At 61.5% G+C, this 15331-nt stretch carries 15 protein-coding genes; 8 read left to right on the top strand and 7 right to left on the bottom strand.

Going from position 1 to position 15331, the window contains the following annotated elements:
• Positions 1-208: 208 nt before the first annotated feature.
• Entirely contained in the window at positions 209-430 is a 222-nt protein-coding gene (locus ACZCWR_RS21860; protein WP_487303712.1) for a hypothetical protein, read from the top strand.
• An 18-nt stretch (positions 431-448) separates the two neighbouring features.
• On the opposite strand, the gene ACZCWR_RS21855 is transcribed toward ACZCWR_RS21860, so the two are convergent.
• Positions 449-1966, bottom strand: a complete 1518-nt coding sequence (locus tag ACZCWR_RS21855; RefSeq protein ID WP_487303711.1) for an MDR family MFS transporter — start codon at positions 1964-1966, stop codon at positions 449-451.
• A 380-nt stretch (positions 1967-2346) separates the two neighbouring features.
• On the opposite strand from ACZCWR_RS21855, the gene ACZCWR_RS21850 reads away from it, so the two are divergent.
• Positions 2347-3702 carry a sensor histidine kinase gene (locus tag ACZCWR_RS21850; RefSeq protein ID WP_487303710.1) on the top strand — a complete coding sequence of 452 codons (1356 nt, stop codon included), beginning with the start codon at positions 2347-2349 and terminating at the stop codon, positions 3700-3702.
• 139 nt (positions 3703-3841) lie between these two features.
• Positions 3842-4525: a response regulator transcription factor gene (locus ACZCWR_RS21845; protein ID WP_487303709.1), complete on the top strand. Its 684-nt coding sequence runs from the start codon at positions 3842-3844 to the stop codon at positions 4523-4525.
• 8 nt (positions 4526-4533) lie between these two features.
• Here the strand turns inward: ACZCWR_RS21845 and ACZCWR_RS21840 are convergent, their stop codons facing one another.
• The gene (locus tag ACZCWR_RS21840; RefSeq protein WP_487303708.1) at positions 4534-4737 is read right to left on the bottom strand and encodes a DUF3563 family protein; all 204 of its coding nucleotides are present in this window, start codon (positions 4735-4737) and stop codon (positions 4534-4536) included.
• Positions 4738-4963: 226 nt separating this feature from the next.
• Here ACZCWR_RS21840 and ACZCWR_RS21835 point away from each other — a divergent pair, with 226 nt between their 5' ends.
• The 3 genes from ACZCWR_RS21835 to ACZCWR_RS21825 all read left to right on the top strand — a co-directional run bounded on the left by ACZCWR_RS21835 (position 4964) and on the right by ACZCWR_RS21825 (position 7641).
• Entirely contained in the window at positions 4964-5329 is a 366-nt protein-coding gene (locus ACZCWR_RS21835; protein ID WP_487303707.1) for a hypothetical protein, read from the top strand.
• A 135-nt stretch (positions 5330-5464) separates the two neighbouring features.
• A complete protein-coding gene (dinB, locus tag ACZCWR_RS21830) occupies positions 5465-6649 on the top strand; it encodes a DNA polymerase IV (RefSeq protein WP_487303706.1) in 1185 nt (394 codons plus the stop codon).
• A gap of 95 nt (positions 6650-6744) precedes the next feature.
• On the top strand, positions 6745-7641 hold the full coding sequence (locus tag ACZCWR_RS21825) for a TauD/TfdA dioxygenase family protein (RefSeq protein ID WP_487303705.1): 897 nt from the start codon (positions 6745-6747) through the stop codon (positions 7639-7641).
• Here ACZCWR_RS21825 and ACZCWR_RS21820 read toward each other — a convergent pair.
• Together ACZCWR_RS21820 and ACZCWR_RS21815 are read right to left on the bottom strand one after the other, a co-directional pair.
• Positions 7638-8540, bottom strand: coding sequence for a LysR family transcriptional regulator (locus ACZCWR_RS21820; protein ID WP_487303704.1), 903 nt, complete (start codon positions 8538-8540; stop codon positions 7638-7640). The genes ACZCWR_RS21825 and ACZCWR_RS21820 overlap by 4 nt on opposite strands.
• 1011 nt (positions 8541-9551) lie before the next feature.
• On the bottom strand, positions 9552-10769 hold the full coding sequence (locus ACZCWR_RS21815) for an MFS transporter (RefSeq protein ID WP_487303703.1): 1218 nt from the start codon (positions 10767-10769) through the stop codon (positions 9552-9554).
• 143 nt (positions 10770-10912) lie between these two features.
• Between ACZCWR_RS21815 and ACZCWR_RS21810 the strand changes: the two genes are divergently transcribed.
• Complete coding sequence (locus ACZCWR_RS21810) at positions 10913-11710, top strand: exodeoxyribonuclease III (protein WP_487303702.1); 798 nt, start codon at positions 10913-10915, stop codon at positions 11708-11710.
• 28 nt (positions 11711-11738) lie between these two features.
• Here the strand turns inward: ACZCWR_RS21810 and ACZCWR_RS21805 are convergent, their stop codons facing one another.
• The 3 genes from ACZCWR_RS21805 to ACZCWR_RS21795 form a co-directional block, all read right to left on the bottom strand.
• Positions 11739-12263, bottom strand: coding sequence for a phasin family protein (locus ACZCWR_RS21805; RefSeq protein WP_487303701.1), 525 nt, complete (start codon positions 12261-12263; stop codon positions 11739-11741).
• Positions 12264-12435: 172 nt separating this feature from the next.
• Positions 12436-13257: an alpha/beta hydrolase gene (locus ACZCWR_RS21800; RefSeq protein ID WP_487303700.1), complete on the bottom strand. Its 822-nt coding sequence runs from the start codon at positions 13255-13257 to the stop codon at positions 12436-12438.
• 9 nt (positions 13258-13266) lie between these two features.
• Positions 13267-14649: a nucleobase:cation symporter-2 family protein gene (locus ACZCWR_RS21795; protein WP_487303699.1), complete on the bottom strand. Its 1383-nt coding sequence runs from the start codon at positions 14647-14649 to the stop codon at positions 13267-13269.
• Positions 14650-14897: 248 nt separating this feature from the next.
• On the opposite strand from ACZCWR_RS21795, the gene ACZCWR_RS21790 reads away from it, so the two are divergent.
• Positions 14898-15245, top strand: coding sequence for a response regulator (locus ACZCWR_RS21790; RefSeq protein ID WP_487303698.1), 348 nt, complete (start codon positions 14898-14900; stop codon positions 15243-15245).
• The last annotated feature ends 86 nt before the right edge of the window (positions 15246-15331 follow it).

Below are 15331 nucleotides of genomic sequence, written 5' to 3'. Positions count from 1 at the left end.
TGTTTTGCATTTCGAAACACGCGCTGCGGTGAAGAAGATTCGGAAAACGAACTGTGTGCCTCCCTCCTTTTCGGGGGCACGCGCAAGCGGGGATTTCAACGCGGCGATGCGCACGTAGACTGCGTGCACATTTCGGAAGGTGGATTGCCGTGGCAGGCAGTGCAACGAACCAGAGAAGTGACTTCCTCAAACCCTCTGGAGCATCATCATGATCGGCAAAATCAGCGGTATCGTTTTTACTGTAGTGCTCGCGCTCGTTTGTCTCGCGCTCGCCGAAGGCTACGGCCCGCCGCGCTATTACGACGCCGAGGCACGCCCGCCCGTCGCGATGCAGACCGATGTGGCGGACTCCGCATCGACACCGCAGGCGAACGACGCGGCCATCACCCGCGACAAGCAGCCCAGCCCGTTATTGCAGGCACAGGACTGACAACGCACGCGCCGCGCGTCAATGCATCATCTGATTGACCGCGCTCGGCGCGTCTTCGGCATCGACCTTTTCGACGGTTTCCTTCGCACGCCCGATGTCGATGGCGGGCATGAACAGCATCGCGACGACCGCACCCAGCGCGATCACGAACATCGCCAGGAAGGTCATGTGCAACGCGTGATGCAGCGCGAAACGCACTTCCGCGTTGCCCGCGAAGCTGCCGGGCACGGCATTGAGCAATTGCTTGAGTTGGTCCGCGCTCACGGGCGGACCGCCTTCGACGTGCATGAGGCCGTAGTTTTGCACCGCGCCGAATACCGCCGCGCCGAGCGTGTTGCCCAAATTGCGCGAGAACAGGTTCGATGCGGTCGCGCTGCCGCGTTCCTGCGGCTTGACGATCTCTTGCAAGAGGATCAGGCATGACACGCTCATGATGCCCATGCCGAAGCCCAGCACCGCCGAGCCGATACCCGCCCACACCGGGCTGGATTCCGGCGTCAGCAACACGAACGGCAACGCGCCGAGCGGAATGAACACCGGCCCGATCACCAGCAGCTTCCTCAGGCCGATGCGCGCGAAAGTCTTCGAAGTAAAGGTCGCGCCGCTCGGCCAGCCGATCATCATCATGGTCAGCGTGAGGCCGGCCTGCACCGGTGAGCGATGCATCACGCCCTGCACGTACATCGGCAGGAAGGTGGTGAGGCCCATCATCGCCATGCCGCCGAGCAGCGTGGCCACATTGCTCGATGCAATCGGACGATGCGACCACAGCCCGAACGAAATCATCGGGTCGGCGGCGCGGCGTTCCTGCAGCACGAACAGCACGCTCGCCACCACCAGCACCGCGATTTCGATGCCCACGCGCGAGTGGTTCTCGCTGCCCGCATCGGTGAGGGCCATCATCAGCGCGGCCACCGCCGTGGTGAACAGACACGCGCCCGCGAAGTCGATCGACGGCCGCTGATGGCGCTTTTCCTCGTGCAGGAACAGCGTGAACAACGCCGCGGCCAGAATGCCGATGGGAATGTTGATCCAGAAAATCCACGACCACGAGAAGTGGCGGATGAGGAACGCGCCCACCATCGGCCCGAGCACGGCGCAAACGGCCCACACGCTCGCGAGATAGCCCTGTACCTTGCCGCGTTCGCGCGCGGGGTAGAGATCGCCGACGACCGTCAGCGCGACCGGCAGGATCGCGCCCGCGCCGACGCCTTGCATCAGCCGATACACGATCATCGCGGGCATGGACGTGGCGAATCCGGCCAATATCGAGCCGATCAGGAAGATCGCGATGCCCGCCATCATCGCGGGCTTGCGGCCGTAGAGATCCGCGAGCTTGCCGAACACGACCGTCAGCGCGGTCTGCGTCAGCAGGAACGACGAGAAAACCCAACTATAGAGATTGAGGCCGCCAAGCTGCGTCGCGATTTGCGGCATGGCGGTGGACACGATGGTGGCTTCGATCGCGACCATCGCCATGGAGGCCATGACGGCGGCGATCACCAAGGGACGGACGGTTTGCTTTTGGTTAGGCATGCGGCTTGGAAACGAAGGCAAATGGCGGCTTTTGCAAGGAAGAAAGCGATGAAACCGCGCGTCTCATGCGAGTGCGCGCGGTTCAATGCTGCGTCGCATGCAATGGTAGCCCGATGCCCGAAAGGCTGCTTGCCTCCTCATTCAAACCTAACTCTTCGGGCCTAGGCTTGATCAAGGGCGCATCAACAGCCCGATTCTCCACAGCCTTGGGCGCCGGTTCAGGACCCGGACCGGCGCTTTTTTTTCGCCATCCTTCGTTATTTCAAACGGCTTTCATCGTCCGTCATATGTGCACCTCGAACCCCGCATCGCGAAGTAGAATCGAGCGAGCATCCCGCCCGCTCCCTTCTTCGTTTTCTCTTTCGACGTTGCGGACTCGCATGATCAAATCGCTGAGAAATCAACTCGTCGTGGCGCTCGGTCTGCTCGTCAGCGTGATCGGCGTGGTGCAGGGCGTGAGTTCCTATCAACTGTCGAAAGCGGGCATGAACGCGTTGCTCGACTTGCGATTGGAACAGGTCGCCACGCGCATGCGCGAAGGCTTCGCCGAGGGCATTCCGCAGAATCCGGCGCGCGGCTCGCAGGATGATCGCGATGTCGTGCTGGTCGTGTGGAAGCCCGACGAAGCCGCGCCGTTCCGCAGCACGGACCCTTCGCTGCATTTTCCGCGCGATGCCAAACCGGGGTTTTCCCACGTCGATGTCAACGGCGAGGAATGGCGCATCTTCACGCGGCAAGACCCGACCATGACCATTCAGGTGGCGCAGCGCTCCGCCGTGCGCAGCACGCTCACGCGCGAGAACGCGGCCATGACGCTATGGCCCATCGCGGTGCTGCTGCCGCTCATGTGGTTCGCGGTGGCGCTGGTCGTGCAGCGCTCGCTGCGCCGGCTCAACGAACTGGGCGCGCAGGTGCGGGACATCGATGCCGCGCATTTGCAGCCCTTGCGCGTGACCGGCGTGCCCGAGGAAATCTCGCCGTTCATCGTGTCGATCAACACGATGATCGAGCGGCTGGCGAAGTCCATCGAGAGCGAGCGCAAGTTCATCGCGGATGCGGCGCACGAACTTCGCACGCCGCTGACCGCGTTGCAGCTACAGGCGGACAATCTCGCGCCGCATATCGTCGCGAGCAATCAGGAACGTTTTCAGGAGTTGCGACGCGGCATCGCGCGGGGCAGCAAGCTCATCACTTCGTTGCTACGGCTGGCGCGCGCGGATGCCCCGGTCGGCGCGACGCCGCTCACACGCGTCGATCTCGCCGACGTTGTGACGGGCGCGGTCGCCGATGTCTTGCCGATTGCCTTGTCGCGCGGCATGGATATCGGCGCGGAAGAGATGGTGCAGGCGCATGTGCGGGCCATCGAAACCGATATCGGCATGGCGGTGAAGAACCTCGTGTCCAACGCGGTGCGCTATACGCCGGACGGCGGCACCATCGATTTGCGCATGCGTCGTGATGGCGAGCGGGTGTGGATCGAAGTGGTCGATACGGGGCCGGGCATTGCGGAAGAATCGCTGCCGCGCGTGTTCGACCGCTTCTTTCGCGCGAATCCCGATATCGAAGGCAGCGGGCTGGGCCTGTCCATCGTGAAGGCGATTGCCGCGCGCTACGGCGGCGACGTGTTCATCCGCAATCGCGATGACGGGCGCACGGGCATCGTCGCGGGAATCGGCTTTCCGGTCGAAGAGGGCGCGGTCGTCCCGGAATCCGCGCCGCACGCCGCGACCGCCTGAAACAAGGGATTTCCGCGCCGATTCGCGCCGACTACAATGGCTCTCGCCATGTCGCGCGGCGCTTCGGACCACGACCGTATAGCCTGACGAAAAGTATTGACCGGTCGTGCGTTTATCTTGCTTGGCCGGGAGAGGAAACATGCGGATTCTTTTGATCGAAGACGACGTGCAGATTGGCACCAGCCTGATGCGCGCGCTCAAGGACGCGGACTACGCGGTCGATTGGGTGCGCGACGGCACGGCGGGGCGCGAAGCCATCGACGCGGCGGAATACACGGTAGTCCTGCTCGATCTCGGCCTGCCGGGGATGACCGGCATCGAACTGTTGCGGCAGGCGCGCACGGCGGGCAACGGCACGCCGGTGCTCATTCTCACGGCACGCGACGACCTCGATACGCGCGTGCAGGGTCTCGATCTCGGCGCGGACGACTATCTCCTCAAGCCCTTCGACATGCCCGAACTGCTCGCGCGCATTCGCGCCGTGCTGCGCCGCAAGGCGGGCTATGCCGTCTCGCGTCTCGGCGACGACTCCGTGAACCTCAACCTCGATCAGCGCACGCTCACCTGCGGCGAGATTTCGGGCGTCCTGTCCGCCAAGGAATTCGCCCTGATGCATGCGTTGATGGAGCGTCCCGGCACCATCTTTTCGCGCGATCAACTGGAAGACCGCCTGTACGGCTGGGGCAAGGAAGTGGAGAGCAACGCGGTCGATGTCATCATCCATTCGGTGCGCAAGAAATTCGGCGCGAGCGTGATACGCAATGTGCGCGGACTCGGCTGGACCGTGATGCTCGGGCAAGCCGGGCGCGAGGAAGCGAAGTAGCGCATCACTCAGAAGTTGGACACGGCGGTGGAGCGGTCGGTCGTGATCGCGCCGCAAAAACGCATGCTGTAGGCGTGTTCTTCCTGATCGATGCTGCGCATGCGGCGTTCGAGTTCCGCCAGATCCGTGGATGACGCGAGATACGCATCGTGTTGATGCGCCTTGTCTTGCGCGAACAAATTGCCGAGCTTATGAGCGATGAATGCGAACATGATGAGCTCCTTCGAATCCTGGTTTATTGAAGCGGCGGGTTTGCCGACACACGAAGATTAGGAGCATCGAATTAGGCTGGAATGAGAGCGTGATCTTCTGCACGACAAAGCGTTCGGCAGCGCACTCGATAAACGTTTTCGAGCAGTGTCGCGGCGCACCATCCCGTGCTATCTTGTTTCATACGGATTTCATACGGAACGCCGCACTCTCTCTCGCCGAGCCGCCATGAACGAAGTGCCTCGTACTCTCAGTGCCCGTGATCGTGCAGAACTTTTGTGCTGGCTGACTTGCGGCAGTCTCGGCGCGTTTTATCTCAATGGCGACTGGCCGGCGGCGGCGTTTCATGTGCAGGCCGCGCACAAGTGGCTGGACAGGCATCAACGGCTGGCTGATTGGCTCACGGTCGCGAAGCTCGCGGCCATTGCGCGGGATCTGGCATCGCGCCATTGCACGCTGCTCGAATCCGACTGGGCGCGCGACGCAGTGGAAGAACTGCTCGACAGCGAAGACCTCAACTATCAATCCGACGTGGTGCGGCAAGTGTTCGACGACTGCCGTCGCGCGCTTCAGGAAAAGCGCCTGCCGGAGTGATGCGACGCACTGGCGCAAACCACTGTATGGATGTACAGTAAGTCATTTTCGATCAGATGGCTGAAATGGCCGCGCGCTCGTTGGCGATGACTCCCGTTTCAATCTCTCTATCTTCGCGCTCGGCGTGCTTCGAACATGAGCACGCCTGACACTTCGTTGCCGCGCCGTATCGCGCATCTCGACATGGACGCGTTCTTCGCCTCCGTCGAACTGCTGCGCTATCCCGAACTACGCGGACAGCCGGTGGTGGTCGGCGGCGGGCGCGATGCCACGCCGGAAGTACTGGCCGATGGCACGCGCCGCTTCAGAAAACTGCGCGATTACGCAGGGCGCGGCGTGGTCACCACGTCCACGTACGAGGCGCGCAAGTTCGGCGTGTTCTCCGCCATGGGCATGATGAAAGCCGCGCAACTCGCGCCCGACGCCATTCTGCTGCCGACCGATTTCGAGTCGTACCGGCATTATTCGCGGCTGTTCAAGACGGCGGTCGCGGCCTTTACTTCGCAGATCGAAAATCGCGGCATCGATGAAATTTATATCGATGTGACCGAGCTTCCTGGCACGCCCGCCGAGATCGGTCAGCGCATGAAGGACGCCGTTCACGATGCCACCGGATTGACGTGTTCCGTGTGCATCGCGCCGAATAAGCTGCTCGCGAAAATCGGCTCGGAACTGGACAAGCCGGACGGCCTCACGCTGCTCACCATGGACGACTTGCCCACGCGTATCTGGCCGCTGGCGGCGCGCAAGGTGAATGGCATCGGGCCGAAGGCGAGCGAGAAATTAGCGGCGCTCGGCATTCAGACTGTCGGGGATATCGCGGCGGCGGACCTGGGTTTTTTGCAGACGCATTTCGGGCGCACGTATGCGGCGTGGCTTGCGCGCATCGCGCAGGGCGAGGACGAGCGGCCGGTGGTCGTCGCGTCCACGCCCAAGTCGATGAGCCGCGAAACCACTTTTTCGCGCGATCTGCATCCGAAGCAGGATCGCGCCACCTTGTCCGAGAAGTTCACGGACCTGTGCAAGCGTGTGGCGGACGATTTGCAGCGCAAGGGTTATGTCGGGCGCACGGTGGGCATCAAGCTGCGTTTCGACGACTTTCGTACCGTCACGCGCGATCTGACCTTGCCGGAAGCGACGGACGACGCCATCGAGATTCGACGCGCGGCGACGGAATGCGTGAAGCGCATCACGTTGGACCGGCGGCTCAGGCTGCTGGGCGTGCGGATCAGCGCGTTGTCGTTGAAAGGCGAGCGCTTTGCGGAAGCGGTGCAAGTGGAATTGCCATTCGACAGCCCGGACGAAGTGCGGGCGTCATAGCGCTTCACGCTTCTAACCAAATGACGGATGCTTCGTTGCCTCATCGCGCGCGCGAGAGTAGATTTATTGTCCCCTTGCCGCTTTTCGATGTCATCGTGACGAGTCTTTCTCCCGTAGCAGAAGCCGTTAAATCCAGCGGCCAGTCTTTCGACATTCGCGCGTTCGACGCACCGCTCGGCGCGGAAGTGATCGGCCTCGATCTGTCCAAACCCGTTTCCGCCGATGATTTCGCGCGCATCCATCGGGCGCACCTGGATCATCATGTGCTGGTTTTTCGCGATCAGCGTATTACGCCCGCGCAGCAAGTAGCGTTCAGTGCGCGCTTCGGGCCGTTGCAACGGCATGTGCTCAAGCAGTTCGCGTTGCCGGATCAGCCGGAAGTGCTGATCGTGTCGAACATCAAGGAAAACGGTCAGCCGATCGGTCTCGGCGATGCCGGTCATTTCTGGCACTCCGATTTGTCGTACAAGGACAAGCCGAGTCTCGGCTCGTTTTTGCATGCGCAGGAACTGCCGCGCGTCGGTGGCGATACGTTGTTCGCCAATCAGCATCTGGCGTGGGACAACTTGCCCGAGCATTTGCGGCAGGCGGTGCAGGAACGCGTGGCCGAGCATACCTATCTCGCGCGCTACGCCGAGCTGCAACAGCGCAGTCCGTGGCGTCCGAATCTCACGGCCGAGCAGGTCGCGGAGGTGAAACCGGTGCGGCATCCGGTCGTGCGCACGCATCCGGAAACGGGGCGGCGCGCGCTGTTCGTGAGCGAGCATTTCACGACGCGCGTGATCGGTTTGTCCGACGATGAAAGCCGCGCCTTGCTCGACGAACTTTTTGCGCACAGCGTGCAGGATGCGTTCGTCTATCGCCACATATGGCGTGCGCATGACATGGTGTTCTGGGACAACCGCTCGGTGATGCATCTCGCCGCCGGTACGCCCGATGACGAACGCCGCAAGCTGTATCGCACGACCATCGAAGGCGATGCGCCGTTCTAGCTTTTGCTGTTTTCCGCGCGGATGAAATCGACGAACGCGCGCAGCGGTCCCGGCATGTGCGCGCGGCTCGGATAGTAGAGCGATGGTCCGGGGAAACTCTGCCACCACGCTTTGAGCACGGGCACGAGTGTGCCTTGCGCGATCTCGTCGCGCAAAAACTCCTCGAACGTATAGGTGATGCCGAGTCCCGCGAGCGCGACGCTCCGGCTTACTTCGATCGACGACGACACCAGCGGCCCGCGCGGCGCGATCCGCACGATCTTGCCCGCGCGCGTGAATTCCCACGACGCCAGCACGCCACTCTCGAACCGATGCGCGATGCACGCGTGATCCACCAGTTCGCGCGGATGTTTCGGCTCGCCATGCGCTTGCAGATACGCTGGTGCCGCTGCCGCGACGAAGCGCTGCGTGCGCGGACCGATGGGCAGCGCGATCATGTCGCGCTCGATGCGTTCGTCGTAGCGGATGCCTGCGTCGAAACCAGCGGCGAGGACATCGATGAAGCGGTCTGTCGTGGTGAGTTCTAGCTGGATGCCGGGATGCGCCTTCAGAAAGCGCGGCACGATGGAGGGCAGGATTTCGCGTGATGCTATGCCGGGGACGTTTAGCTTCAATGTGCCGGTGGGGCTGTCGCGGAAGGTGTTGACGGCGTCGAGCGCGCTTGCGATTTCCGTGAATGCCGGGGTTAGGCGGTCGATCAGGCGTTGGCCTGCTTCGGTTGGTGTCACGCTGCGCGTTGTGCGGTTTAGAAGGCGGACGCCTAACTGGGTTTCCAAGCGGCGGATTGCATCGCTTAGAGATGAGGCGGATACGCTGCGGAGATAGGCGGCTTGCCGGAAGCCGCGGGAATGGGCCACGGCGAGGAAGGCGTGGAGGTCGGAGAGGTCGGGGGTGGGCATTGTGCTGTTTGGCGCACAGTGGGGGCGCATTTTGGGGGATTATTGCATGGGGGCGTGGCTTGCGTGATGTGGTTTATGTGGTGCTCTCTTGTTGTTGTTTCGTGCGTGCAATGGGCTTCGCTTGTTTGTGCTTTTATTGCAGTAGCCGCCTCCCCGGCGGGGGGGTAACTTTCTTTGCTGCTGCAAAGAAAGTCACCAAAGAAAGCAGCTTTTTACCCCATGCACGATGGCTGGAGAGGGTTGGTCTGGATTAACGACGCAGTGGCCGCAATAGGACTTTTCACGCATAACAAGTCGCTTAGGCAACCTGGCGATTGCGCGCTTGAATCTTCTTAGTTCTGTGGTCCGCATTCATTCCTTCGGCCATGCGCTGCGCGCGCCGAGAACGTAAGAACGGAATCCCGCAGCCTATTAGCGCCCAGCCACATCACGCTTCCCCGCAAGATTGCTATTCGGTCCTACCTTGGTTAGTGCTCCGACTAACAGATAACTTGCGTTTGTGTGCACGCTTTGCCCAGAAGCGCTAACCAAGGTAGGGCCAAATAACGACACAGCGGTGAGGCGTGCTGTGGCTGGGCGCTGATACGCTGCGGGATTCCGTTCTAAAGCTCTCGGCGCGCGAAGCGCATGGCCGAAGGAATGAATGCGGACCACTAAGACCAAAGGATTCGATCGCGAAATCGCGAGGTTGCCCACGCGCTTAACGAAACGTGGGACGTCCTAACGCGGCCACTGTATCGTTAATCCAGACCAACACTTTCCAGCCAGCGTGCATGGGGTAAAAAGCTGCTTTCTTTGGTGACTTTCTTTGCAGCAGCAAAGAAAGTTACCCCCCCGCCGGGGAGGCGGCTACTGCAATAAAAGCCCAAACAAGAGCAGCCTTTTGCACGACAGAACAACAGAATCAACTCAGCAACGCAAGTAATACAAACACTACATCTTATTCAATAGCCACCTCCCCGGCCAAGGGGAAACTTTCTTCGCTGCCGCCGCCAATCGATCCTACGTTAGTTAGTGCTCCGACTGAACCTCCCGCCTCCCCGCCAAAACCCACCCATTAAACCCCGCCCCCACAAACATCAACACACTCGTCATCAGAAACACCGATCTCATGCCCACATGCGCCGCGATAAACCCACCCGCCAGCGGCCCGGTAACCTGCCCGATGTACTGCGCCGAAGTCGCATACCCAAGGATGTACCCCGCCGCATGATCCGGCACGTTGTGTCTCACCACGCTAGTGATCGCAGGCAGTAACCCGCCCAACGCCAGCCCCATCAAAAACCGCAACACGACCAACTGCGTCCCCGATGTCACGAACGCCTGCGGAATCAACAGCACGCCGCACAACGCAAGACATACCACGATCACCTTCAGATGCCCGACACGATCCGCCAGCCGCCCCACACGCGGCGCCGCGAGCACGCTGCCCAACGCCGCCGCCGACATCACCACGCCCGCCACCAGCGTCACATGCTTCGGATCGTGCACGAGCTGCGAGACATACACGGTGATGATCGGCTCGATCGACATATTCGCGAACATGAGCAGCATCGCGCTGGCGAGCATGCCGATGACAGGCGCGAGCGAAGGCACATCACTCCAGCCGCCGCTTTTTCGTCGCGCGTGATGCGGCGGGCGTCGCTCCTCCTTGACGAACAGCGTCGTCATGATGAACGAGCAGAAGATCAACCCGCCCGCCAGAAAAAACGTCGAACGAATGCCGATCAGACCGGGCAGCAAGCCGCCGACGAGCGGTCCGACGAGGTTGCCCGCCATCATGCCCGCCGCGTGCGTGCCGAGCGCCCACGCGGTGCGATGCTTCGGCGTCTGCGTGGCGATCATCACGATGGCGCCGCTCGCATAGCCGCCGACGAGTCCCGCAAGAAAGCGAATGGCGACGAGCTGCCAGACGGTCTGCACGAGGCCGAGCAACGACATGGTGATCGCCATGCCGAGGCTCGCGCGAATCAATATGGGCTTGCGGCCGAAACGGTCCGCCATGCGGCCCCACAGCGGCGCGACGAGGCCCGCTGCAAGAAACGTCGCGCCGAATGCGACGCCGGACCATTGCACGGCAGCGCTCACCGATGTCGCGCCGAGTTCCTGCACGTAGAGCGGAAGGAAGGGCAGGAGCAACGTCATCGCTACGACGGTGGTGAACGAGCCGAATACGCACACGTAGAGATTGCGTTGCCAGTGGACGGAGCCTTCGTCGGATGCGGGCATGTAAAAAGGGAGAGGAGCGTGAATTAAGCGTCTGCATGACTGTCGCAGAAAATCGCGCATCGCGCTCGGGGTTTTCAAAACGCCACGGCACGCAAACTGCGTCGCGCGTACGATCGACCTCACTTAGAGCGGAGAAAAAACCGGTGAAGATCGCGACCTTCAACATCAACGGGATTCGTTCGCGGATCGATGCCTTGCTCACATGGCTCGAACGCGAAGCGCCGGATATCGTCTGCTTGCAGGAACTCAAGGCAACGGATGCGCAGTTTCCCGCCGATGCCATCGAACAAGCCGGTTATGGCGCGCTCTGGCAAGGTCAGGCGTCGTGGAACGGCGTGGCGATTCTCGCGAAGGACACGCAGCCGGTGCTGAGCCGTCGCGGCCTGCCCGGCGGCGAGAAAGATACGCACAGCCGCTATATCGAAGCGGCGGTGAATGGTTTGCTGATCGGCTGTCTCTATCTACCCAACGGCAATCCGCAGCCGGGACCGAAGTTCGACTACAAGCTCGAATGGTTCGAGCGCTTCAACGCGCACGCGGCACGTTTGCTCGAAAGCGGTCATCCCGTCGTGCTCGCGGGCGACTTCAACGTCATACCGACCGATGACGACATCTACAACACACGCTCATGGCTCAAGGACGCGTTGCTTCAGCCCGAAAGCCGCGCAGCGTACGCCAAGCTGCTCGAACAAGGCTGGACCGATTCATTGCGCAAGAAGCATCCGAAAGAGCGCATCTATACGTTCTGGGATTATTTTCGGCAGCACTGGCAGACGAATTCGGGCCTGCGCATCGATCATATTTTGCTGAGTCCCGATCTCGCGCCGAAGTTGAAGGACGCGGGCGTCGACACATGGGTGCGCGGCGAGCCGCATGCAAGCGATCACGCGCCGACTTGGATCACGCTCAAGACCACGCGCACGCGAAAGAAATCTGCGTGAGCGCTGCATGCGCCCACGCAGCAACACATCACGCGGGACGCTTCGTTGCATTGCGCGCGGTCTTCGCTACTTCGCCGCTCGCATCGAGCACCACGCCGGTCGTTTCGCGCGCGGCTTCGCTCGTGGTATCCGCGAGATCCGTGACGAGCGCACCCGACGATTGCGCGGCTTCCTGCACATCGTTTGCGGCGGTGTTCATGATGTCCTTGAACTTGATGCCGTTGTTCTCGTACTGACTGCGCACTTCGCCGATCACATCCGCCTCCGTGGACGTGATGATCGACAGAAAATGCTGGCTATACGATGCCGCCTTCTGCGGAAACTGCGCGAGCATCACGGATTGCCAGCCGAGCACATCGCCCGCGCTCGACTCATCGCCAGCGGATAGCAACGCGTTGCTTTCCTCGACCATCTTTTTCATGGTCTGCACGTTGAGTTCGGCAAGCGCCTGCCAACTGCTGGCCATGCGCGAACTGATGTTAAGCATGGCCTGAAGATTCGCGCGCGCGAGCGTGGGCATCTGATAGGCGAGCTGGTTCGGATACTGGAACATGTCGAGTCCTTTTTTGAAGGGGTTTCAATGCGATAGTAAAGAAGGGTGACGCGAACGATTAGCGCACCACGAGATGACAGCGGCGTGCATGCACGATGACAAATCGGCGATACCCGCTAATTGGCAAGCCACGATGAATGCAGCACGTCGCATTCCACCCGCGATGCTTTATTCAGGCACGGTCGGGCGTTTTTTCGCGGAGCGCGGCGAGAAAGGACATGACGTGATGGCGGCCGCCCATCGTCCATGCGTCGAGATGGTCTGCGTCTTCGATCAGCGCGAGATGCTTGTCGCCTTTCGCGACATCGAAAAGATGCTGGAAATGCAGGGGTGGAATCACGCCGTCGTTCGTTCCGCCATAGATGAGGATGCGCGCATCGACGGCGGCGATCTTCGAGAGATTGTCGTAACGGTCACGCGCCAGCGTTCTCACCGGAAATAGCGGAAAGCGTTTCGCCGCGACTTCCACGATGCTCGTGAACGGAGCTTCGAGAATGAGCGCATTGATGCGGGCTTCGATGGCGAGTTGCGTCGCCACGCCCGAGCCTAGCGAATAACCGTGCAGTACGATGCATCGCGCATGATCGGCAATGAAGGCATGCGCGGCGCGTGCATCGGCATAAAGACCCGCTTCGGTCGGCTTGCCCGGATTGCCCGCGTATCCGCGATATTCCGCGAGCAGCACGCCATAACCCGCTTCGATCATGTCCAGCGAGATATGCGCGCGCTGCATGATGTCTTCGCCGTTGCCGTGAAAGAGGATGACGGTGGGCGCATCGTCATCGCGTGGCGCGCGGTATCGCGCCATCAGATCGAGACCGTCCTGCGTGCGAATGGTGATGCGTTCCGTCTGCGCATCCAATGACGGATTCACGAGCGATTGAATCTGTTCGAGCGGATAGACGAGCCGCCCTTGCAGCCAATAAAGCGCGGCAAGCGCGATTGCATAGATCAGCGCCAGCGCCGCGACAACGATAAGAACCAGTTCGCTCATGCGCCCATATTAAGGGGCTTCGCGCGTGACGGCATCCGCTTCGCCTTGCCTTAAGCTCAAAGGCATTTCAGCCGCAAGCTCACGTTCCACTTCCTCACCCGAACGACCGCGATTGAACAACGCATTGAGCAGAATCGAAAACGCCGCCGCCAGCGTGATGCCGCTATGCGTGAGCGGCCCGGCCCACTTCGGCATGTGCTCGAAGAACGTCGGCGCGACGAGCGGTATCACGCCCACGCCCAGACTGATCGCGATGATGAGCAAGTTGTTCTTGTTCTCGTAATCGACCTTGCTGAGTATCTTCACGCCGGTCGCCGCGACCATGCCGAACATGGCGATGCCCGCACCGCCCAGCACCACGACCGGAATCGACGCAATGAGGTTGGAGAGCTTCGGCAACAGCCCGAGCAAGATCAGGATGACACCCGACACCGCGACCACCCAGCGGCTCTTGACGCCCGTGATACCCACCAGCCCGATGTTCTGCGAAAACGACGAATGCGGAAACGTATTGAAGATGCCGCCGATCAGCGTGCCGAGCCCGTCCGTGCGCAGTCCGCGCGTGGCGGCTTCACGGTCGACGGGACGTCCCGCGAGATCGCCGAGCGCCAGAAACATGCCGAGCGATTCCACCATGATGACGACCATCACGAGGCACAGCGAAAGAATCGCCGCGATATTGAACACCGGCATGCCGAACGCGAACGGATGCACCGGCGCGAAATAGTCCGCGCGCCCGATGCCCGAGAAATCCACCATGCCCAGCACCAGCGTGATGACAAAGCCCAGCGCCATGCCGAGCAGCACCGAGATATTCGCGAGAAAGCCGCGCAGATACTTGTTGATGAGCAAGATCGCCAGCAGCACGATGCACGCAATCGCGATGTTCCTCGGTTCACCGAAATTCGGTGCGCCGCGTCCGCCGCCCGCCCAGTTGATCGCAACCGGAAACAGCGTCATGCCGATGGTCAGAATGATCGTGCCCGTGACGATGGGCGGAAAGAAGCGCATCAGCCGTCCGAAGAATGGCGCGATCAGAATGGCGAACACGCCCGCGGCAATCGTCGCGCCGAAGATCGTGGTGATGCCCGCGCCCGAGGCGGCCATCGCGGCCATCGGCCCGACCGGCGCGAAACTCACGCCCATGATGACCGGCAGCCGAATGCCGAACTTCCACACGCCGATGCACTGCACCAGCGTGACCAGTCCGCACGCGAACAGATCGGAGCTGATGAGAAACGCCACCTGTTCCTTCGGCAGCTTGAGCGCCGCGCCCATGATGAGCGGCACGGCGATCGCGCCCGCGTACATCACCAGGACGTGCTGGATGCCGACCGCGAGCATCGGGCCGGCAGGCAGGACTTCATCGACGGGATGAATCGTTTGGGCCATGTTCGCTCCGGCAACCGATGCGTGTTTTGTGCTCTGAGTATTGCATTGGTGCGCGCCGAAAAAATATTCGCGTGGCTATGGCGGGGATGCAATGTAACTCTAGGGAATGACGGCCAAACACCCGTCCGCAGCGGACGAAGCCGCGAACGCGCGTGCGCCCGGCCTTACACTCCAAGACGCGCGCTCGTCGTCGGCTCAGGCCCACGTCGCACGCGCGCGGAGCGTGGTCCGAACCGGAGTCAGTCCCGATGAACCTGCTGTTCGTTGACGACAACCGTGCCTGCGTCGAAACGCTCGTCGATATCGCGGCGAGCCTCGGCCACACCACGGCCATCGCGCATGACGGGGCGGCTTGCCTCGCGATCGCATCGGATACGCCGTTCGACCGCATCTTTCTCGACATCTCGCTGCCGGATGCCGATGGCCGCGAAATCTGCGCGAAACTGCGCCACGCCGGACCGAACCGCGAGGCGCGCATCATCGCGATGACGGGTCATACGGATCTCGTCGAACAAAGCGGCGAGAGCGCCTTCGACGGTTATCTGCTCAAACCCATCAGCCTCCAGGCGCTCGAACTTTTCCTTCTTACGCGCTGAATTCGGCCCGGATTTTTGACCGATCTTTGTCCACGCCTTTCTGGACGATCGGCAGCATTTGCCGATTGCTTCGACCGAACTCGATG

The sequence above is a fragment of the Caballeronia sp. A2-2 genome (assembly GCF_057612605.2).
The sequence above is the reverse complement of the archived record's forward strand: the minus strand, read 5'-3'. Positions and strand labels throughout refer to the sequence as shown.